The organism is Promicromonospora xylanilytica (assembly GCF_054782895.1).
The window spans coordinates 68,556-88,584 of record NZ_BAAGRP010000014.1 but is presented as its reverse complement, the minus strand read 5'-3'; the positions used below and the strand labels follow the sequence as shown (position 1 = coordinate 88,584).

General features: G+C 72.7%; 18 protein-coding genes and 1 tRNA gene. 10 read left to right on the top strand and 9 right to left on the bottom strand.

The window, feature by feature from the left end; translation table 11 throughout:
* The first annotated feature begins 143 nt into the window (after window positions 1–143).
* Together orn and ACYVK7_RS14720 are read left to right on the top strand one after the other, a co-directional pair.
* Window positions 144–779, top strand: coding sequence for an oligoribonuclease (gene orn / locus ACYVK7_RS14725; RefSeq protein WP_460888467.1), 636 nt, complete (start codon window positions 144–146; stop codon window positions 777–779).
* 71 nt (window positions 780–850) lie between these two features.
* Window positions 851–923 (top strand) — tRNA-His (locus ACYVK7_RS14720).
* A 102-nt stretch (window positions 924–1,025) separates the two neighbouring features.
* Here ACYVK7_RS14720 and ACYVK7_RS14715 read toward each other — a convergent pair.
* The 5 genes from ACYVK7_RS14715 to ACYVK7_RS14695 all read right to left on the bottom strand — a co-directional run bounded on the left by ACYVK7_RS14715 (window position 1,026) and on the right by ACYVK7_RS14695 (window position 7,091).
* Window positions 1,026–1,655, bottom strand: a complete 630-nt coding sequence (locus ACYVK7_RS14715) for a response regulator (protein WP_460888466.1) — start codon at window positions 1,653–1,655, stop codon at window positions 1,026–1,028.
* Window positions 1,656–2,915: a sensor histidine kinase gene (locus ACYVK7_RS14710; protein WP_460888465.1), complete on the bottom strand. Its 1,260-nt coding sequence runs from the start codon at window positions 2,913–2,915 to the stop codon at window positions 1,656–1,658. It abuts the gene before it with no gap.
* On the bottom strand, window positions 2,878–4,980 hold the full coding sequence (locus ACYVK7_RS14705) for an MMPL family transporter (protein ID WP_460888464.1): 2,103 nt from the start codon (window positions 4,978–4,980) through the stop codon (window positions 2,878–2,880). Before ACYVK7_RS14705 ends, ACYVK7_RS14710 begins: the two co-directional genes overlap by 38 nt.
* Window positions 4,981–5,083: 103 nt before the next feature.
* Window positions 5,084–5,980, bottom strand: coding sequence for an ATP-grasp domain-containing protein (locus tag ACYVK7_RS14700; RefSeq protein WP_460888463.1), 897 nt, complete (start codon window positions 5,978–5,980; stop codon window positions 5,084–5,086).
* A gap of 67 nt (window positions 5,981–6,047) precedes the next feature.
* Complete coding sequence (locus ACYVK7_RS14695) at window positions 6,048–7,091, bottom strand: ABC transporter ATP-binding protein (RefSeq protein WP_460888462.1); 1,044 nt, start codon at window positions 7,089–7,091, stop codon at window positions 6,048–6,050.
* A 42-nt stretch (window positions 7,092–7,133) separates the two neighbouring features.
* On the opposite strand from ACYVK7_RS14695, the gene ACYVK7_RS14690 reads away from it, so the two are divergent.
* Together ACYVK7_RS14690 and ACYVK7_RS14685 are read left to right on the top strand one after the other, a co-directional pair.
* Window positions 7,134–7,793, top strand: coding sequence for an ABC transporter permease (locus ACYVK7_RS14690; protein WP_460888461.1), 660 nt, complete (start codon window positions 7,134–7,136; stop codon window positions 7,791–7,793).
* Window positions 7,790–8,467 carry an ABC transporter permease gene (locus tag ACYVK7_RS14685; protein WP_460888460.1) on the top strand — a complete coding sequence of 226 codons (678 nt, stop codon included), beginning with the start codon at window positions 7,790–7,792 and terminating at the stop codon, window positions 8,465–8,467. The genes ACYVK7_RS14690 and ACYVK7_RS14685 overlap by 4 nt, the downstream gene beginning before the upstream one ends.
* A 246-nt stretch (window positions 8,468–8,713) precedes the next feature.
* On the opposite strand, the gene ACYVK7_RS14680 is transcribed toward ACYVK7_RS14685, so the two are convergent.
* Window positions 8,714–9,412, bottom strand: coding sequence for a TetR/AcrR family transcriptional regulator (locus ACYVK7_RS14680; RefSeq protein WP_460888459.1), 699 nt, complete (start codon window positions 9,410–9,412; stop codon window positions 8,714–8,716).
* Window positions 9,413–9,475: 63 nt separating this feature from the next.
* On the opposite strand from ACYVK7_RS14680, the gene ACYVK7_RS14675 reads away from it, so the two are divergent.
* Both ACYVK7_RS14675 and ACYVK7_RS14670 read left to right on the top strand, forming a co-directional pair.
* On the top strand, window positions 9,476–10,300 hold the full coding sequence (locus tag ACYVK7_RS14675; RefSeq protein ID WP_460888458.1) for an SDR family NAD(P)-dependent oxidoreductase: 825 nt from the start codon (window positions 9,476–9,478) through the stop codon (window positions 10,298–10,300).
* Between the two features lie 117 nt (window positions 10,301–10,417).
* The gene (locus ACYVK7_RS14670; RefSeq protein WP_460888457.1) at window positions 10,418–11,449 is read left to right on the top strand and encodes an ABC transporter substrate-binding protein; all 1,032 of its coding nucleotides are present in this window, start codon (window positions 10,418–10,420) and stop codon (window positions 11,447–11,449) included.
* A 119-nt stretch (window positions 11,450–11,568) separates the two neighbouring features.
* Here ACYVK7_RS14670 and ACYVK7_RS14665 read toward each other — a convergent pair whose 3' ends face one another.
* The gene (locus ACYVK7_RS14665; protein ID WP_460888456.1) at window positions 11,569–13,125 is read right to left on the bottom strand and encodes a dihydrolipoyl dehydrogenase family protein; all 1,557 of its coding nucleotides are present in this window, start codon (window positions 13,123–13,125) and stop codon (window positions 11,569–11,571) included.
* A gap of 49 nt (window positions 13,126–13,174) precedes the next feature.
* Window positions 13,175–15,559: a Tex family protein gene (locus ACYVK7_RS14660; protein WP_460888455.1), complete on the bottom strand. Its 2,385-nt coding sequence runs from the start codon at window positions 15,557–15,559 to the stop codon at window positions 13,175–13,177.
* A 447-nt stretch (window positions 15,560–16,006) separates the two neighbouring features.
* Here ACYVK7_RS14660 and ACYVK7_RS14655 point away from each other — a divergent pair, with 447 nt between their 5' ends.
* From ACYVK7_RS14655 to ACYVK7_RS14640, 4 genes are all read left to right on the top strand, one after another.
* Entirely contained in the window at window positions 16,007–16,435 is a 429-nt protein-coding gene (locus ACYVK7_RS14655) for a hypothetical protein (protein WP_460888454.1), read from the top strand.
* Window positions 16,436–16,601: 166 nt separating this feature from the next.
* Window positions 16,602–17,900, top strand: a complete 1,299-nt coding sequence (locus tag ACYVK7_RS14650) for a serpin family protein (RefSeq protein ID WP_460888453.1) — start codon at window positions 16,602–16,604, stop codon at window positions 17,898–17,900.
* A gap of 101 nt (window positions 17,901–18,001) precedes the next feature.
* The gene (locus tag ACYVK7_RS14645) at window positions 18,002–19,393 is read left to right on the top strand and encodes an OFA family MFS transporter (protein ID WP_460888495.1); all 1,392 of its coding nucleotides are present in this window, start codon (window positions 18,002–18,004) and stop codon (window positions 19,391–19,393) included.
* 2 nt (window positions 19,394–19,395) lie between these two features.
* Window positions 19,396–19,530 (top strand): MFS transporter small subunit, encoded by a 135-nt coding sequence (locus tag ACYVK7_RS14640; RefSeq protein ID WP_460888452.1) that lies wholly within the window; start codon window positions 19,396–19,398, stop codon window positions 19,528–19,530.
* Here ACYVK7_RS14640 and ACYVK7_RS14635 read toward each other — a convergent pair.
* Window positions 19,520–20,017 carry a MarR family winged helix-turn-helix transcriptional regulator gene (locus ACYVK7_RS14635; RefSeq protein ID WP_460888451.1) on the bottom strand — a complete coding sequence of 166 codons (498 nt, stop codon included), beginning with the start codon at window positions 20,015–20,017 and terminating at the stop codon, window positions 19,520–19,522. The two genes, ACYVK7_RS14640 and ACYVK7_RS14635, sit on opposite strands and share 11 nt — an antisense overlap.
* Window positions 20,018–20,029: the final 12 nt, after the last annotated feature.

Sequence of the window (20,029 nt, the reverse complement as noted above, 5' to 3'; positions counted from 1 at the left end):
ACCGCCAAGCCGACCGCTACGGCCGCTCCGAGCCTGCTGAACACGGCTCCGCAACGGATCTCCACCAGCAGGCGGGCGGAGCCGACGGCCGCACCACAGCCCCGCGTCAGCCCCTCGGCGCCGGACGGAATAGGCTGAGCGGCGTGAGCCTTCCCAACCCCAACGAGCGCATCGTCTGGATCGACTGCGAGATGACCGGCCTGGACCTGCGCGCCGACGCGCTGGTCGAGGTCGCAGCGATCGTCACCGACTCCGACCTCAACGTCCTGGGCACCGGTGTCGACGTCCTCGTGAAACCTCCGGCCGAGGCCCTGGCGCAGATGAACGACTTCGTGCGCGCCATGCACACCACGTCCGGCCTGCTCGACGAGCTCGACCAGGGCCTGACCCTCGAGGAGGCGCAGGAACAGATCCTGGCCTACGTCAAGGAGTGGGTGCCCGAGCCGCGCAAGGCTCCGCTGGCAGGCAACTCGGTCGGCACGGACAAGACGTTCCTCGACCTGCACATGCCCGAGCTGGTGGGGCACCTGCACTACCGGATCGTCGACGTGTCGTCGATCAAGGAGCTGGCGCGCCGCTGGTACCCGCGCGTCTACTTCGCGTCGCCGAAGAAGGGCGGCGGGCACCGCGCGCTGGCCGACATCCTCGAGTCGATCGACGAGCTGCGCTACTACCGCGAGGTCCTGTTCCCCGCGCAGCCCGGCCCCGACACGGCGACCTCGCGCGCCGCGGCGGCCCGCGTCGCCGAGACGTCCGTCACGAAGCAGCTCGCCCCGTAGCTTTCAGTTCGGTCCGGGGCGCCGGAGCATGTATGCTTTTCGACGGTCGCCGGTCCAGATCGGCGAGCATGGTGGGCGTAGCTCAGCTGGTAGAGCATCGCGTTGTGGTCGCGAGGGCCGCGGGTTCAAGTCCCGTCGCTCACCCCGACAGAGCGGCAGGTCAGGTAGCAGAAATGCTCCCAGACCTGCCGCTCTTCTTTCTACGGCTGGACCACTGCGGCAGGACCACCGCGGCAGGCCCCGCGGCTAGGTCCCCCGGATCAGCCCCGCCTCCCGCGCCACGTGGATCGCCCGGGCCCTGCTGTCCACGTCGAGCTTGGTGAAGATGTGCACCAGGTGGCTCTTGATGGTGGCCTCGGTGACGAAGAGGGCTCGCGCGATCTCCTTGTTCGACGCCCCCTTGGCGAGGTGCCCGAGCACGTCGAGCTCCCGCGTCGTGAGGCGCGGTCGCGGCGTGCGCATCCCGCTCATCACCCGGGTCGCCAGGTCGGGCGCGAGGAAGACCTGCCCCGCCGCGGCGGTGTGGAGCGCCTCGACGATGGTGTCGGGCGGCACGTCCTTGAGGAGGTAGCCGGCCGCGCCCGCCTCGATGGCGCCGAGGATGTCGGCGTCCCGGTCGAACGTCGTGAGGATGAGCACGGCGGGCGGGGGCCGCAGGGCACGCAGCGCTCGCGTCGCGGCGACGCCGTCCATCCCCGCCCCGAGCCGGAGGTCGCACAGGACGACGTCGGGGTGCAGGTGCCCGGCCAGCACCACCGCCTCCTCCGCCGTCGCGGCCTCACCGACGACCGTCACGTCCTCCCGCGCGTCGAAGACGGCGCGCAAGCCGGTGCGCACCACCGGGTGGTCGTCGACCAGCAGCACGCTGACAGGCATTCAGCTCTCCTTCGTCGCGGGGCCGAGCGGCAGGTAGGCCGACAGGGCGGTGCCGTCACCGGGTGTGCTCTCGACGTCGAGGCCGCCGCCGAGCTCCCGTAGCCGGGAACGCATGAAGTGCAGGCCGTAGCTCGACCCCTCGGTCGCGGCCGTGGCGTTCCAGGCGTCGACGTCGAACCCGCGCCCGTCGTCGAGGATGTCGAGCCGCACCGCGTCGTCGGCGTCGACGAGGCTGACCACCACCCGTTCGGCGCCCGCGTGCAGGCGGACGTTCGCGAGCGCCGACTGCGCGGTGCGCAGCAGCGCCACCTCCGCGGCCGTCGGGAGCGGGGGCACCGTGTCGTCGACCCGCAGGTCGGCGGCGAGGCCGGTCTCGGCACGCAGCCTGGCCAGCATGCGGCCGAGCGCCGCTGCGAGCGCACCCTCCTCCAGCTCGGAGGGCGCGAGCGCCGCGACGATCCGGCGCACGTCCGCGAGGTTGTCCCCGGCGAGCCCTTCGACCTGGTGGAGGGCTCGCCCGGCGTCGACGTCGGTGGTGCGGTCCGCGGCGGCGTGCGCGAGCAGGCGGATCGAGGACAGGCCTTGCGCCACCGTGTCGTGGATGTCGCGGGCGAGCCGGGTGCGCTCCGCGACGGCGCCGGAGTGCCGCTGGGTGAGCGCGAGCTCTTCCTGGACCGCCGCCATCTCGTCCTGGGTCTGCCGCAGCGAGGCGACGAGCCGTTCTCGCTCGCGCGCGTCGCGCAGGAGCTCCAGGTAGCCGCGGGAGATCCCGAGGGCGAACACCCCGCCGATCAGCGGGCCGAAGAATCCCGCGTAGCTGAAGGTGCCGTGGTGCACGAGCGGCGCGAGGGCGACGACGGCGAACACCAGCACGGAGAAGCCGACGGAGGGCCACGGCGGCAGCAGGTGGCCGGCGAGCAGCCAGATGAGGAACGCCACCCACACGAACTCCGCGGAGACCGCGACGGCGGCCACCCACACCACCGCGAGCCCGGCGAGCCACCATCGCGCGGACCGGGCGGTGCGGACCGTCGGCGCGACGGTGATGCCCGCCGCGTACCAGACGACCAGCGCGACCGCCGCGGCGAGGGCGGGAGCGACCGCGGTGCCGGTGGCGACCGCCCGCGCCGCGCCGACGACGGTCAGGACGACCGCGATCACGTGCTGCCCTACCTGCATGGAACGCAGGGCGGGCGCCCTCGACCGCAGGGCCCTGCCGGTGTCACCCCACGAGTGCGGGGTGCTCTGCACGGTGCTCATGCGCTGATTCTCCGTCCTTGCGCCGGAGAGCACGAGGCCACCAGATCCGGTCGCCGAACAGGCTGAACAGTGCGGGCACGATGACGGTGCGGACCACGAGGGTGTCCACGACCACCCCGATGCCGACGATGAGGCCCAGCTGGCCGAGGGTCACGAGCGGGAGCAGGCCGAGCGCCGCGAACACCCCGGCGAGGACGATCCCGGCGCTGGTGATGACGCTGCCCGTCCCCGCGACGGCACGCACCATGGCTTCCCGCGTGCCGTGCGCCACCACCTCGGTCCTGGCGCGGTGGACCAGGAAGATCGTGTAGTCGATGCCGAGCGCCACCAGGAACAGGAAGGACAGGAGCGGTACCTGCAGGTCGAGGGCGTGCTGGTCGAACAGGATCCGGCTGAGCCAGGCGCCCGCCCCGATCGCCGCCGCCGCGCTGGCGAGGTTGACCAGCAGCAGCACGACGGGGGCCAGGACGGACCGCAGGACCACGAGCAGCACCGCGAAGCTCACGGCGAGCACGAGCGGCGCCACGAGCAGGAGGTCCTGCTCGTTGCCCGTCCTGGCGTCGAGGTCGGTCGCGACGGCTCCGCCGACGAGCGCGTCCGCACCGGGGACGGCGTCCACCTGGTCGCGGAGCTGCGCGACCAGGTCGAGGCTCTCCGGGGTACCGGGGGCGTACTGCCCGGTCACCATGATCTTGCTGAGATCACCGTCGTCGGTCCGGCCGACCACCGTGGCCCGCACGACGCCGTCGAGGTCTCCGGCCGCGTCGGCGACGGCCTGGGCGCCCGGGGTGTTCGCGACCACGAGGACCGGCTGGGACTCGCCGGGCGGGAAGTGCTCGGAGAGCACCTCCAGGCCGGCGGCCGACTCGGACGGGACCCGGAACTTCTCCGTCTGGTCCAGGCCGACGGACGTGCCGAGCAGCCCGGTACCCATCACGGCGAGCAGCACGGCGCCGGCGCCGAGCGCGGCGCGCGGTCTGCGCACGACGCGCGAGGCGACCGCACGCCAGGCGGTCCCGTGGCCCGCCGCCGCGCCGGGCCGGGGGACGAACGGCCAGAACACCCTGCGCCCGCACACCGCCAGCACGGGCGGGAGCACGAACAGGACGGCGAACAGCGCGATCACGAGGCCGAGGGCCGAGGTGATGCCCAGGCCCCTGGTCCCGGGGATGGCGGCGAGCACGAGGGTCAGCAGGGACAGCACCACCGTCACGTTGGACGCCACGATGGCCGGCGCGGTCCGGCGCCAGGCGACGGCGAGGGCAGCGCGGTGGTCCTCGTGCGTCAGGAGCTCCTCGCGGTACCGGGAGATCAGCAGCAGCGCGTAGTTGGTCCCGGCGCCGAAGACCAGCACGCTGATGATGCCCGCGTCGAACTGCAGGTCCAGCGCCGAGCCCGCCGAGGCCGTGACGAGGCCGGCGAGCCGGTCGGCGAGCGCGACGACCACGAGCGGGATCAGCCACAGCACGGGCGAGCGGTACGTGAGGACGAGCAGGACGGCCACGATGAGGACCGTGACGGCGAGGAGCGTGAGGTCGGCCCCGTCGAACGCGGAGGTCACGTCCGCGCCGAACGCCGGGCCGCCGGTCACGAGCACGTCGATCCCGCTCACCGGGTGCGCCGCGAGCTCCGACCGCAGGTCCTTGACGACGTCCGCCGTCGCGGCGTTGTCGCTACCCACGGTGACCGGAGCGATCAGCACCGCCGCCGCGCCGTCCTCGCTCGGGAGCGGGCCGGACGCCGACAACCCGGTGTGCCGGTCGAGCACCGGCACCAGCCCGCCGAGGGACCTGAGGTCGCGGTCCGTGAGGTCGCCGCCGTCGGCGCGTGTGGCGACGGCGAGCACCGGCTGCTCGTCCGCGTCCGGGAACCGGTCGAGCAGCTCGCTCACCCGCGCCGACTCGGAGTCCGACGGCGCGGCGTCGTTCCCCGTGGGGGCCGACGACTGACCGAGCGCACCGAACAGCGCGACGAGGACCAGCACCGCCATCCCGATCGAGAGCCACGCACCCCTGCGAGAGGTCAACCGGTCCGAGAAGCGTGCGCACACGCGTGTTTCTGCCATGCCCACAACTTCATCAACCGGGCAGGGCCTCCGGCATCGCCGAAGAGTTCGGTTCTCGTCTCAACCGTTTGATGGAGACGGCCGTGGGTGGAGCGGCCGTGCCTCAGCCCAGCAGGCGCACCACGGCGTCGGCGAGCCTGCCCTCGACGCCCGACCCGTACTTCATCCACAGCGACGGCTCGGTGAGCTCCAGCTCGAGGACCATGGGCACGCCGTCGTCGCCGGAGACCAGGTCCACCCGCGCGTACGTGAGGTCGGCGCCCGTGGCCTCCCGGGCCACGGCGAGCGCGCGCCGCGCCACGTCGACCTGCGCGGGCGTGGCCTCGAAGGCGGACATCTCCTCGGCCGCGTACAGCTCGGCCGAGTCCTCGGCGGGACCCGTGAGCAGCGCGTTCTTGCGCACCGCGTGCGTCAGCTCACCGTCGATGAAGATCAGGCAGGTCTCGCCCGCCGTGTCCACAGAGGTGACGTACGGCTGGATCATGACCCAGCGGCCCTCGTCGAGCAGCCGGACGGCGTGCGCGATGGCCCGCCCGCGCGACTCGGCGGACACCGGCTGGTACCGGCCCGTGTCCCGCGCACCGGCGCTGACGACCGGCTTGACCACGAAGTCGCCGAACGCCGGCATCCGGGTGTGCACGGCGCGCTTGGACAGGTGCCGCGCCGGGTCGAGCCAGATCGTGGGGATCACGGGGACGCCGGCGGCGTCGAGCTCCCGCAGGTACCGCTTGTCGGTGTTCCACTCGATGACGTCGGCGGAGTTGGCCACCTGGGGCAGGGCGCGCGCCCACGCGAGGAACTCGTCGTGGCGGGGCGAGTAGTCCCAGGTGGAGCGGACCAGCACGAGGTCGTAGGCGGACCAGTCCACCGCCGGGTCGTCCCACACGGCCGGTTCGGCGGTCACCCCGCGCTCGGCCAGGGCGGCGAGGAGCGGCACGTCGTCCTTGTGCAGGTCGGGCAGCTGGGAGCAGGTCGCGAGGGCTACACGTGCGTTGGTCACGCACCGAGACTATCGCCGACGGCGTGCGCGAGTTTCCGGCCCGGCCACGCGCGAGAAGCGGCGTCCGTCACACTGCCGGTTCGCTGGGCGCGTCCTCGACGCCGAGCACACCCGGCTCGGCCGCCGCGGCGTCGGCGGCCCGGCGCAGCGCGCCGAGGATGCCGTCGGCGGTGAGCGATCCGACGACGTCGCCCGACTCCCCCACGACCGGCACCCGGCCCATCGCCGAACCCGGCAGCGCCGCCACCGCCTCGAACGCGTCGGTCAGGCGCGCGCCCAGCCGGACGGGCGCCGGCGCAGGCTGGACGATCCGCTCCGCGCCCTCCAGGTCGGCGGTCTGCACGCTCGCGAGCGCGAGCATGCGAGAGGCGGCGCCCTCGCCGGTGAAGTCCCGCACCCGCTCCGACGCCGGGTGGGCCAGGACCGCGAGCGGGCTCGCCACCTGCTCGAGCACCCCGCCGCGGGACAGGACGGCGATCCGGTCGCCGAGGCGCGCCGCCTCGTCGATGTCGTGCGTCACGAGGATCACCGTGGTCCCGGTCTCGCGCTGGATACGCTGGAACTCGGCCTGCAGGTGCCGCCGGAACTCGGGGTCCACGGCACCGAACGGCTCGTCCATCAGCAGCACCGGCGGGTCGGTGGCGAGCGCCCTGGCCACGCCGATGCGCTGGCGCTCGCCGCCCGACAGCTCGTGCGGGTACCGCTTGGCGTAGGTCGCGGCGGGCAGGCCCACCAGGTCCAGCAGCTCGGTCACACGCGCCCGCGTGCGCCTGCGGTCCCAGCCGAGCAGGCCCGGCACGGTCGCGATGTTCGCCTCGACGGTGCGGTGCGGGAACAGTCCGACGTTCTGGATCACGTAGCCGATGCGGCGGCGCAGGGCCACGGGATCGGTGGCCGTGACGTCCTCGCCGTCGAGCAGGATGCGGCCCGACGTCGGCTCCACCAGACGGTTGACCATGCGCAGCGTGGTGGACTTGCCGCAGCCCGACGGGCCGACCAGCGCGAGCACCTCGTGCTCCTGGACCGCGAGACTCAGCCCGTCGACGGCGACGGTGCCGTCCCCGTACGCCTTGCGGACGGAATCCAGCTCGATCACGGTGCGCGCAGCCATGCCTCAGAACCTACCGGGTGACGCCACGGTAGGTTCTGAGGCATGCCCGGCAACCCCTGGTTCTCCTGGTCCTACGTGGTCGACAACGCGCCGCTGCTGTGGCAGCGCACCCTCGAGCACGCGGGGCTGACCATCGAGGCCGTCGCGATCTCCGCGGCCATCGCCATCCCGCTGGGGATGCTGGCCTCCCGGTTCCGGTGGCTGTCCGGGCCGGTGCTCGGCACGGCGGCCGTCGTGTACACCGTGCCGTCCCTCGCGCTGTTCGCGGTCCTGGCGCCGTGGCTCGGCATCGGCCGCACGCCGGTCCTCGTGGGGCTGGTGGTCTACGCCCTGCTCATCATCCTGCGCAACACCGTCGCGGGCCTCGCCACCGTGGACCCCGCCGTCCTCGACGCCGCCCGCGGCCTGGGGTACGGGCCCGCGCGGCTGCTCGTCCAGGTAGCCATGCCGAGCGCGCTGCCGAGCATCATCGCGGGGCTGCGGCTGGCCACGGTGTCCAGCGTCGCCCTGGTCACCGTCGGCGTCGTGGTGGGGTACGGCGGGCTGGGGCAGATCATGTTCCAGGGCTTCCGCAACAACTCCTACCGGGCGGAGATCATGGCGGCGACGCTCGCGACCATCCTGCTCGCGCTCGTGCTGGACCTCGCCCTCTGGGCGATCGGCAGAGGCCTGACCCCCTGGCTGCGCAGGAGGGCCGCATGAGCGTCATCGACGAAGCCCTCGTCTGGCTCAACGACCCGCTGACCTGGACCGAGCCCGGCGGTGTGCTGGAGCTCACGGGCGAGCACCTGCTGATGACCGCGGCGGCCACGGCGGCCGCCGCGGTGGTGGCGATCCCGCTCGGCGCCTGGCTGGGCCACAGCGGCCAGGGTGCCGGCCTCGTCGTCTGGCTCACCAACGCCTCCCGCGCGCTGCCCACGCTCGGCATCATCCTGCTCCTCGCGGCCGGCGGGCTGTTCGGCAACACCGCCACCGTCATCGCGGCCGCGTTCTTCGCCGTACCCGTGCTGCTGGTCAACACCTACGAGGGAGTGCGCGGTGCCGACCCGGACGCCCGCGACGCCGCACGTGGCATGGGCATGAGCGGCGGACGCATCCTGCTCCAGGTCGAGCTGCCGCTCGCCACCACGCTCGTCTCTGCCGGCCTGCGCACCACGATCGTGCAGGTGGTCGCCACCATCCCGCTCGCGGCGCTCGCCGGAGGCGGTGGGCTGGGCCAGATCATCGCGCTCGGCATGGGCACCCAGCGGTACGGCGAGGTGCTGGCGGGCGGCGTGCTGGTCGCGGCGCTCTGCCTCGCGATCGACGCGGTGCTCGCGATCGGGCAGCGCCTGGCCACGCCCGCCCCGCTGCGCGCCGGAGCCCGCCAGGTGTGAGGCTCGGGTGCCGAACCGCAACTTGCACGTCCGCCTGACGCTTCGCCGCCGCCGAACCGCAACCTACACGTCCGGCCCGTCGCCAACCGAAGGTTATGAGCCCATACGAGGCCCGATACACGTGTTCCCTGCGGCTCGGCAGCGTCCATGACCCCTAACGTGCGGCTCGGCACCGTCAGCAACCCCTGACGTGCGGTTCGGCACCGCAAAGGGTGCCACGCAACGCACCCAGGTTGCGGTTCGGCGTCAGGCGCGGACGGCGGCGACCGCCGCGTCGAACAGCTCCACGGGATCAGCCGTGCCACCCGACTCGCGCCAGGCCTCGACCGCGATGTCGAGGCAGGCGAGCGCCGCTGCGATCACGGCGCGGGCGCGCGGGTCGACGGTGCGGCGACCGTCGGCGGGGACGGCCGCGTCCATGTCTTCGGCGCCGCCCGCATCGGCGCCGCCCCCATCGGCGGTGCCCCCACCGGCGCCGCCGCCCACGCCGGCGCCCGGCGCGATGCCGAGCCGCCGCTCAACGTCGGGGCCCAACAGCTCCTGCCAGCGCAGGTGCTTCTCGAGGTGCTTCGCGCGGAGCGACGGCGCGTCGGCGTACATGTGAGCGATCTGCAGCTCGGTGGCGGCGTCGGTGTCGGGTCCCCGCAGCGTCAGGAGCGCCGCACGCAGCGCCTCCCAGGCCGGTTCGGTCGCCGGGCGGGCCTCGAGCGCGTCGCGCACGCGCCGTCCGAGCGCCTCCAGGTCGCCCAGGACCACGTCTTCCTTGCTCCCGAAGTAGTGGAAGAACGACCGCCGCGAGATCCCCGCGGCCTTGGCGATCTGGTCGACGGTGGTCGCGTCGAAGCCCTGCTCGGCGAACAGGCGCAGCGCGGTGTCCGTGATCTCGGCGTGGACCGCCCTGCGCGTCCGCTGACGCAGGGTCGGGGTGTCAGGCGTCGCGTCCATGAGGCGACCATACCCGCGGTGCTACTGCTTGCACTCGGTGCAAGACACTGCCTACAGTGCAGCATGGCTCACATCGACTTCACCGCACAGACCACCGTCGTCACCGGCGCCAGCTCAGGAATCGGGGCGGCCTTCGCCCGGGCCCTCGCCGCCCGCGGCTCCGACGTCGTCCTCGTCGCCCGCCGCCTCGACCGCCTGCAAGACCTGGCGAGCGAGCTTGAACGCGACCACGGCGTGCGCGCCACCCCCATCGCGCTGGACCTCAGCGAGCCCGGTGTGGGCCAAGCGCTCGCCCGCGAGGTCGCGGCGCACGGCCTCACCGTGACCGGCCTCGTCAACAACGCGGGCTTCGGCACCGACGGCCCGTTCCACGAGGAGGACCCGGACCGTCTGCGGGACGAGATCGCCGTCGACGTGGCGAGCCTCGTCGACATCTCCCGCGCGTTCATCGAGCCGCTGCGGCAGTCCGGGCGGGGCATCCTGGTCAACGTCGCGAGCATGGCCGCCTACCTCCCCGGCCCCGACATGGCCGTCTACTCGGCGGCCAAGGCCTTCGTCCTGAGCTTCACCGAGGCACTGTGGTACGAGTCACGGTCGAGCGGCCTCCGGGTGCTGTCCCTCGCGCCCGGGCTGACCCGCACCGAGTTCTTCGACGACCTGGCGGGCGGCGCCTACCAGGGCAGCTACCAGACCCCCGAGCAGGTCGTCGAGACGGGCCTGCGCTCGCTGGACCGCGGCAACCGCCGGCCCAGCGTCGTCTCGGGCCGGGGCAACGCGTTCGCCGCGGGGCTCGGGCGCTTCTTCACGCGGCGCGCGGCGGTCGTGCTCTCCGGCCGGTTCGGCGCCCGCTCACGCAACACCGCGGAGGTCCCGGTAGCGCACCGGTGAATGTCACGAGATCCTCACGGGCGGGTTTATCCCTTGCCATCGCCCTCTCGCCAGGGTCGAATGGGATCGATCAAAACCGTAGAACAGTTGTACGTCACCCACGTTCGGAGACATTCGATGAAGTTCCCCCGTACGCATGTGTCCCTCCCCCGGGCGGTCGGCGCGGCGGCAGCCGTCGTCAGCCTCGCTCTCCTGACCGCCTGCGGCGAACCGGGCTCGGCCGGAGGGGGCGGCGGCAGCACCGAGACAGGCGGCGGCAGCGTGGCAGCCTGCGAGGCGGTCCCCGGCGACGAGCTCGTGGTGCTCGAGGACGACAAGCAGCTGCAGACCGTCGACAACATCATCCCGGCCGTCAACGCGGCGGCCGTCGAGGGTGACGACACCCTGATCCCGCTCCTCGACACGGTCTCGGCCGCACTCGACACCGACACCCTCATCGGCCTGAACAAGGCGGTGGACGTCGAGCGCCGCACCTCCAAGGAGGTCGCGGAGGAGTTCGTGACCGAGGCGGGCCTGGACGCTCCCGAGCAGAACGGCAGCGGCACGATCGTCGTCGGCGCCGCGGACTTCGCGGAGAGCGCCACGCTCGGCACCATCTACGCGACGGTGCTCAACGCCGCCGGGTACAACGCCGAGGTCACCACCATCGGCAACCGCGAGGCATACCTCCCCGCCCTGGAGAGCGGCGAGCAGGTCCAGGTGATCCCCGAGTACGTGGGCACGCTGACGGAGTTCATCAACAAGGACGTCAACGGGGCCGACGCGGAGCCGGTCGCCAGCAGCGACCTCGACGCCACCACCGAGGCGCTCACCGGCCTGGGCGAGGAGGTCGGCCTCGTGTTCGGCGAGCCCTCCCCCGCGCAGGACCAGAACGCGTTCGCCGTGACCAAGGCCTTCGCGGACGAGCACGGCGTCGCCATGCTGAGCGAGCTCGCCGAGGCCTGCGGTGGCCTCGTGCTCGGCGGCCCGCCGGAGTGCACGGAGCGCCCGTTCTGCCAGCCGGGCCTCGAGGAGACCTACGGCCTGGAGTTCGCGGAGTTCCGCTCGCTCGACGCCGGCGGCCCGCTGACCAAGTCGGCGCTCCAGCAGGGTGAGGTCACGCTCGGCCTCGTCTTCAGCTCGGACGGCTCCCTCACCCCGTCGGAGTAACCCCGAGGTAGTCCCCTGGCGAAGTAGTCACTTGGCGAAGTAGTCACTCAGCGCGAAACCGGGTGACTACCTCGCTACGTGACTACCTCGCCAGGTGACTACCTCGGCGGAGGGCGGGGTCAGAGGCCGTAGGACTCCAGGAAGCGGAGCCAGACCTCACTGACCGTCGGGTACGCAGGGACCGCGTGCCACAGCCGGTCCAGCGGTACCTCGCCGACGACGGCGATCGTCGCGGCGTGCAGCATCTCCCCGGCGTCCGGCCCCACGAACGTCGCGCCGACGAGGACCCGCCGCTGCGTGTCCACCAGGACCTGCGCCCGGCCCGTGTAACCGGGCGTCTCCACGCTCGCACCGGACACCCAGGACAGGTCGTAGGACACGGCCTCCACGGGAATCCCCGCCGCGCGGGCCTCGCGCTCCGTCGGTCCCACCCAGCCGACCTGCGGTCGCGTGAACACGACCTGGACGCGCGCCGCCTGGTCGGCGGTCGCGGCGTACCGCGACCACGGCTTGCCCTCCTGCCCGACGGCGGGCTCCGGGTCGCCGCTCGTCGGCGACCGGTCCCCCACCTCCGTGCCGTACCGAGCAGCCACCACGTCTCCGACGACGCGCGCCTGGTACTTGCCCTGGTGGGTGGTCGGCGCGCGGCCCGTGACGTCGCCGCACGCGTACAACCAGCCACCCGAGACGCCGGTGACCTGCATCGACTCGTCGACGACCAGGGCGCCGCGGCGGCCGAGCGCCGACTGGTCCAGGCCGACGCTCTCCACGCCCAGGTCGGCGGTGCGCGGCACGCGGCCGGTCGCCACGAGGATCTCCGCGGCGGTCACCTTCCCGCCGTCGGACAGGGTGACGGTCACCGGGCCGGGTGCGGAGTCCTCGACACCGGCGCCGGGCCGCTCGACCGACGCGACCTCCACTCCCGTGCGGACGTCCACGCCCAGCCCGCTCAGCGAGTCGGCGACCATCTCGCCGGCGAACGGCTCGGCTCCGGACAGCAGCCCGCCACGGGCCAGCAGAGTCACCTGGGCGCCGAGGTCCGCGTACGCGTTGGCCATCTCGACGCCGACCACCCCGCCGCCGACGACGACGAGCGACTCGGGCACCACCTCCGCCGCCGTCGCCTCACGGCTCGACCACGGCGACGCCTCCGCGAGGCCCGGGGTGTCCGGCAGGACCGGGACGCTGCCGGTCGCGACGATCACCGCATGCCGGGCCCGCAGCCGCCGGGTCACCGGGGTCTGCCCCGTCTCGGCCTCCCCGAACCCGCTCTCCGAGCTGACCGCGCTCTCGGGCACCGACACCTCGACCAGGCGCTCGCCGACCAGCCGGCCGTGGCCGCGCACCATGGTCAGCCCGGCGCCCTCGACCCAGGACACCTGCCCGGAGTCGTCCCAGTTGCTCGTGATCTCGTCGCGCCGGGCGAACACCGCGGCGACGTCGGGCGCACCGGGGTCCCGCAGGCCGGGCGTCTCGCGTGCGAGGGCCCGGACGGCCCCGGCCCGCAGCAGCACCTTGGACGGCATGCAGGCCCAGTACGAGCACTCACCGCCCACCAGCTCCGACTCGACCAGGGCGACGGACAGGCCGGTGCGGGAGGCCCGGTCCGCGGCGTTCTCACCCACCGCCCCTCCGCCGATCACTACGACGTCGAACGTCTCTTCAGAAAGGCTCATGCCGTCATCGTGACCCCCTGACGGTCCGACCGCCAGGGGGCCCGCCCGGTCAGGCCAGGCCGGCCTTGCGCAGGGCGTCCGCCATCGCGGTGTCCGCCGGCGCGGGACGACCGCGCCCGCCCTGGCCCTGGCCGCGCCCGTTGCGGCCACGGCCCTCACCACCGCCCTGTCGGCCGCCGCGCTGTCCACCCTGCCCGTCGGACCGGGTGCCCTGGCCGCCGGAGCGGGAGCCGCCCGCGCCGCGCCCGCCGGAGCCCCCGCCGATCTCGTCGTCGAGGCGCAGGGTGAGCGCGATCCGCTTGCGCTGCAGGTCCACGTCCATGACCTTGACCTTGACGATGTCCCCCGACTTCACCACTTCCCGCGGGTCGCTGACGAAGTTCTTGGACATGGCCGAGACGTGCACGAGCCCGTCCTGGTGCACCCCGACGTCCACGAACGCGCCGAAGGCCGCGACGTTCGTGACCTGCCCTTCGAGCACCATCCCTGGCACCAGGTCCCCGAGCGTCTCGACTCCCTCCGCGAAGGAGGCGGTGGTGAACGCCGGACGCGGGTCGCGGCCGGGCTTCTCGAGCTCGGTGAAGATGTCGGTGACCGTGGGCAGCCCGAACGTCTCGTCGACGAAGTCGGTGGGCCGCAGCGCCCGCAGGGCACCGCCGTTGCCGATCAGCGCCCGCACGTCGGCCCCCGCAGCGGTCACGATGCGCCGCGCCAGCGGATACGCCTCGGGGTGCACCGACGACGAGTCGAGCGGCTCGGCGCCGCCGGAGACCTTCAGGAAGCCCGCGCACTGCTCGAACGCCTTGGGCCCGAGCCGCGGCACCTTCTTGAGCCCCGCGCGCGACGCGTACGGACCGTTGGCGTCACGGAAGGACACGATGTTCTCCGCGAGCGTCGAGGTGATGCCCGAGACCCGGGACAGCAGCGGCACGGAGGCGGTGTTGAGGTCGACCCCGACGCCGTTCACGCAGTCCTCCACCACGGCGTCCAGCGAGCGCGACAGCTTGGTCTCGGTGATGTCGTGCTGATACTGGCCCACGCCGATCGACTTCGGGTCGATCTTCACGAGCTCGGCGAGCGGGTCCTGCAGCCTGCGCGCGATGGAGACGGCGCCACGGATGGACACGTCGAGGTCGGGCAGCTCCGCGCTCGCGTAGGCGGACGCCGAGTACACCGACGCCCCGGCCTCGGACACGACGGCCTTGGTCAGGCTGAGCTCCGGTGCCTTCTTCATGAGGTCGGCGGCCAGCCGCTCGGTCTCGCGGGACGCCGTCCCGTTGCCGATCGCGACGAGGTCCACGTCGTGCTTCTTCGCCAGCTTCGCCAGCGTGGCGAGCGACTCGTCCCAGCGGTTCGCGGGCGCGTGCGGGTAGATCGTCGCGTGCTCGACGACCTTGCCGGTCGCGTCGACGACGGCGACCTTGACGCCGGTGCGCAGCCCCGGGTCGAGGCCCATCGTGGCCCGCGTGCCGGCGGGCGCCGCGAGCAGCAGGTCGCGCAGGTTGGCCGCGAAGACGCGCACGGCCTCGTCCTCCGCCTCCGAGCGCAGCCGCAGCCGCACGTCGATGCCGAGGTGCACCAGGATCTTGGTGCGCCACGCCCAGCGCACCGTGTCGGTGAGCCAGCGGTCGGCGGGGCGCCCCTGGTCGGCGATGCCGAACTGGTGGGCGATCGTCGCCTCGTACGAGGTAGGTACGCCGGCCTCGATGCCCTCCTCCGGCTCGATCGTCAGGTCCAGCACGTCCTCCTTCTCGCCCCGGAAGAGGGCGAGCACCCGGTGCGAGGGCAGGCTGGACAGCGCCTCGGCGAACTCGAAGTAGTCGGAGAACTTGGCGCCCTTGTCCTGTGCGCCGTCGCGGACGGCGGAGAGCATGCGCCCGCGCTTCCAGAGCCGCTCGCGCAGCGTGCCGATCAGGTCGGCGTCCTCGCCCATGCGTTCCACGAGGATCGCGCGGGCGCCGTCGAGCGCCGCCGCCGTGTCGGCCACGCCCTTGTCGGCGTCGACGTACGGCCCGGCGGCCTCGGCCGGGTCGAGCGACGGGTCGCCGAGCAGCGCGACGGCCAACGGCTCCAGGCCCGCTTCGCGGGCGACCTGCGCCTTGGTACGCCGCTTCGGCTTGTACGGGAGGTAGATGTCCTCGAGGCGCGACTTGGTCTCCGCCGACAGGATCTGGGCACGCAGCTCGTCCGTGAGCTTGCCCTGCTCCTCGACCGACGACAGGATCGCCGCGCGCCGTTCCTCCAGCTCGCGCAGGTACCGCAGCCGCTCCTCGAGGGTGCGCAGCTGCGCGTCGTCGAGCGTGCCCGTGACCTCCTTGCGGTAGCGGGCGATGAACGGCACCGTCGCGCCGCCGTCGAGCAGGTCGACCGCCGCCGTCACCTGCCCCTCCCGAACACCCAGCTCCTCGGCGATCCGCCGGTTGATACTTGCCACTTGTCCCTTACCTCACTTCTAGAAGGTCGGGACAGATTGTGCCCGGAGCCACTGACACTTGTCGCATCGGGAGGTGGACCGGACACCATTCGACGAGCTGGCACAGGGCGGCTCTGATCTGCGGGTTTCGTCGGACGGACCGGCCGAGCCCGAAGTCACCCGCTGGTCACCCGCTCCCCCGGTGGACTTTCGCACGCGACGCGCTCACGATCCAAGGAGGCGCTGACATCAGCGCTCCACTGCTCGCCGCAGGCGTGGTCCGCGGCGGTCCGGACTGCTCGGACGACGTCGTCCCAGCCGCCTGACGCATCAGCCTCGTGCTACGGCCGGGGCCACCCGGCCGTAGCACCCCGCCGGGCTCACCTCTCCGGCCGACGCTGTTAGCCACCCCAGAATTGGCCACCCCAGATTGGCCACCCCAGATTGGCCACCCCAGAAAGGACGAAGATGTCCAGAGTCGCACGCACCACCGGGCGCCTTCTCGCCACGCTCGCCGGCACGGCAGCACTGTCCATCGCCCTGGCCGGCACGGCCTCGGCACACCACTGCTACAAGGAGGACTGGAACGACGCCGCCTACGCCCAGCACAGCCAGGGCGGCACCCCGTGGCAGCCGCTCAGCAACATCGGCGAGATGCTGGTCGCCGAGGAGATCGGCCTGCCCCAGTGCACCTACGTGGTCGACGGCGTCATCGCCGATTTCATGACCGCCAAGGGGCTCACCGAGGAGCCGTTGATCCATACCCGGGCGACCGCCGGGGGCGGCGCCGCGCACCAGGGTAAGGACGTCCCGCCGTTCAACTACCTGACGGACGCCGACTTCGTTCTGCTGGACTCGCTGCTCGGGCCGGCCATCGAGGACTGCCTCTCCGCCTGACGCCTCGTCCCGCCACCACGACCTGGGTGCTGCTCTCGGCCTGAGACCAGCACCCAGGTCGTGCGTGCGCCGGGTGCCGCACACCGGACGGAGCCGCTTGCTGCAAGCCCGCCGCAGGTCACGACATATCCAGTGGAGAGCTGGCCCCCGTGTCCAGGAGGAAATCGTGCAGCGTCGCAGCCCCACCCCTCGCACCACCCGTCGTACGACGGCGTTCACCGTGGCGGCCGCCACCGCCCTGGCCCTTGCCGCCTGCGGACCAGGTCCCGACGACGGGCTGGAGCGCTCGGACGCCGAGCACGTCGTCGTCGCCGTCGCCGACGCCCCCGCGAGCGCCGATGCCGTGGCCGCGACCGAGAATCTGGGCCTGCTCGCCCTGCGGGAGGCCGCCGGGCCGGAGGAGAACGCCCTGGTCTCCCCCGCCTCCCTCGCCTTCGCGCTGGCGCTGCTCGCGGAGGGGGCGCGGGGCGAGACGGCCGCGTCGCTGGACGCGGCGCTCGGCGCCTCCGGCCCGGACCGTACGAGCGCCTACAACGCGCTCCAGGGCGCCCTCGCCGCGCACGACGGCGACCCGGGTGTGGTGCGGGACGACGAGCTCCCCGACGAGCCTCTGCTGCACCTGGCGAACCAGGTGGTGGTCGACGACGAGCTCACCGTCGAGCGGGACTACCTCGACGCGCTGGCGGCCTCGTTCGACGCCGGCGTCCAGCGCACCGACCTGGGCAGCGACGGGGGCAAGGAGGTGCTGGACGCCTGGGTGGACCACCACACGGGCGGGCTGATCGAGGAGTCAGCGATACAGCCCGACCCCGCGTTGCGCCTGGTGCTGCAGAACGCGATCCTGCTCGCGGCGCGGTGGCAGACCCCGTTCGAGGAGCACGCCACCTCCGACCAGGACTTCACCGGGCCGTCGGGCACGGCGCCGACGGAGATGCTGCACGCCACGGAGAGCTGGGCGTACGCCGAGCGGGGCGGGTGGGCCGCAGTCCGGCTGCCCTACGTCGACGCGTTCCACGCCGACGTGCTCCTGCCCCCTTCGGGGACGGACCCCGCGTCGGTCACGCCGGAGGTGCTGACCGCGCTCACGGCCGCGCTCGACGCCGAGTCGCCGCGCCTCGTGGACCTCGCCCTGCCCACGCTGGAGCTCGAGCCGCCGCTGCTGGACCTGGCGCCGGTCCTGGAGCAGGCGGGCCTCGGGGGCCTGTACGAGGGTCCGGACCTGTCCGGCATCAGCACCACGACGGACCTCGCGGTGAGCCAGGCGTTCCAGCAGGCGTACCTGAGCCTGGACGAGGCGGGGACGGTCGCGGCCGCGGTCACGGAGGTCGGGCTGGCGGAGGCCTCTGCCGGGCTGGACGGCACCGCGGTGCGGATGACCGTCGACCGCCCGTACCTGGTGCGGATCGCCCGGACCGAGACGGGCCTGCCGCTGTTCCTGGCGGCGGTGCGGAGCCCGCAGCACTGATCATTGACCCGAGCACCCACCGCAAGTAGCGTGCCCCCTCAAAAGGGTGAAACCGCATAAGGCGGCCGGATCCCCCGAGCACGAGGAGGTGCTCCGTGGCCCTGTCGTTCCTCGACCGCGAACACACGGTGGCAAAGCCCGGCTACAGCAGGTGGCTCATCCCGCCGGCGGCGCTCGCCATCCACCTGTGCATCGGCCAGGCGTACGCCACCAGCGTCTACAAGAACGCGCTGGTCGCCCATTTCGACTCGAGCCTGACCGCCATCGGCGTCATCTTCTCGATCGCGATCGTCATGCTCGGCCTGTCGGCCGCGGTGCTGGGTACCTGGGTGGAACGGGCGGGGCCGCGGGCGGCGATGTTCGCGTCCGCCTGCTTCTGGGCGTCCGGGTTTCTCGTCGGGGCACTCGGCATCGCGACGTCGCAGCTGTGGCTGGTCTACCTCGGGTACGGGTTCATCGGCGGTATCGGGCTCGGCATCGGCTACATCTCGCCGGTCTCCACGCTCATCAAGTGGTTCCCGGACCGGCCGGGCCTGGCCACGGGCATGGCGATCATGGGCTTCGGCGGTGGCGCGCTCGTCGCCTCGCCGCTGTCCCGGCAGCTCCTCGCGGCCTACGACAGCGGCTACGATCCGGCGGACTCGGCGTCCGTCGCCTCGGGCGGGGCCGTCACGTCGCTCTTCGTCACGCTGGGCATCGCGTACTTCCTGGTGATGATGCTGGGCGTGTTCACCGTCAAGGTGCCGCCGCCGGGCTGGGCTCCTGCCGGTTTCGACGCCGCCGCGGTGGCGAGGAAGCCCATGGTGTCGGGCGCGAACGTGTCCGCGGCGAACGCGATCAGGACCCCGCAGTTCTGGTTCCTGTGGACCGCGCTGTTCTGCAACGTGACGGCGGGCATCGGCATCCTGGAGCAGGCCGCCCCGATGATCCAGGACTTCTTCCGCGAGGGCGCCACGTCGTCGGTCGCGCCGGCGACGGCGGCCGGGTTCGTCGCCTTCCTGTCGCTGTTCAACATGGCCGGACGGTTCGTCTGGTCGTCGACGTCGGACTACATCGGGCGCAAGCCGACGTACGTCCTGTACCTGGGCGTCGGGATGGTCCTCTACGTGCTGCTGGCCACGGTGGGCAACCTCTCCACGCTGGTCTTCGTGCTGGTCGCGGCAGTCATCATCTCGTTCTACGGCGGTGGCTTCGCCACCGCGCCCGCCTACCTCCGCGACCTGTTCGGCACGTTCCAGGTGGGTGCCATCCACGGCCGCCTGCTCACGGCCTGGTCGGCGGCTGGCATCGCCGGGCCGCTCATCATCAACGGGTTCCTGGACGCACAGGGGACGCCGGGCGAGCTGGTCGCCGCCGACTACCGGCCCGCGCTGTTCACGATGGTGGGCGTGCTCGCGCTCGGCCTGGTGGCCAACGCGCTGATCCGGCCCGTCGCCGCGCGGTTCCACGAGCCGGCCGACCCGGCCGGAGCGCTCACCGAAAGAAGGGTGTGACCATGCCGGAAGAACCCGTCCAGCCGACGTCGAACCAGGTCCCGCGCCTGGTCGTCACCTGGCTGGTGGTGACCGTGCCGCTGGCCTACGGCCTGTTCCAGACGGTCAAGGGGGTCATCCCGCTGTTCACGGGGTGATGTCCCGGCCGCCGCCCTCCAGCGCGCCCCGCACCTGTGTGAGGACCCGGGCGAGGTGCGCCAGGTCGCCGTCGGGCACGCCGGAGCCACGCAGCAGCGCGGACGCCTCGCGGTCGAGGGTGGGCAGCACCTTGTCCAGGACCTGGCGCCCTGCCGGGGTGAGGGCGAGGAACGAGGAGCGGCCGTCCTCCGGGTTGGCGGCACGGCGCACCAGCCCGTCGCGCACCTGGCGCTCGACGGCCTTGCTCGCGGCGCCCACGGTGATGCCGAGGCGCCGGACCACGTCGGAGACCCGGCAGTCCGACTCCTCGGCGACGGTGCGGAGCACGTCGAGCCGCCCGAGCCCGTGTCCGTGCGCGGCGCGCAGCCGCGCGTCCAGCAGGGTGTAGAGCCGCACCTCGACGCGGACGAGGTCGTCGACCAGCCTGGCGTGCTCGAACCCGTCGCCCACCGGAATAGATTCCACGGAATCTTGTTTGACTTCCATGGAATCCATCTT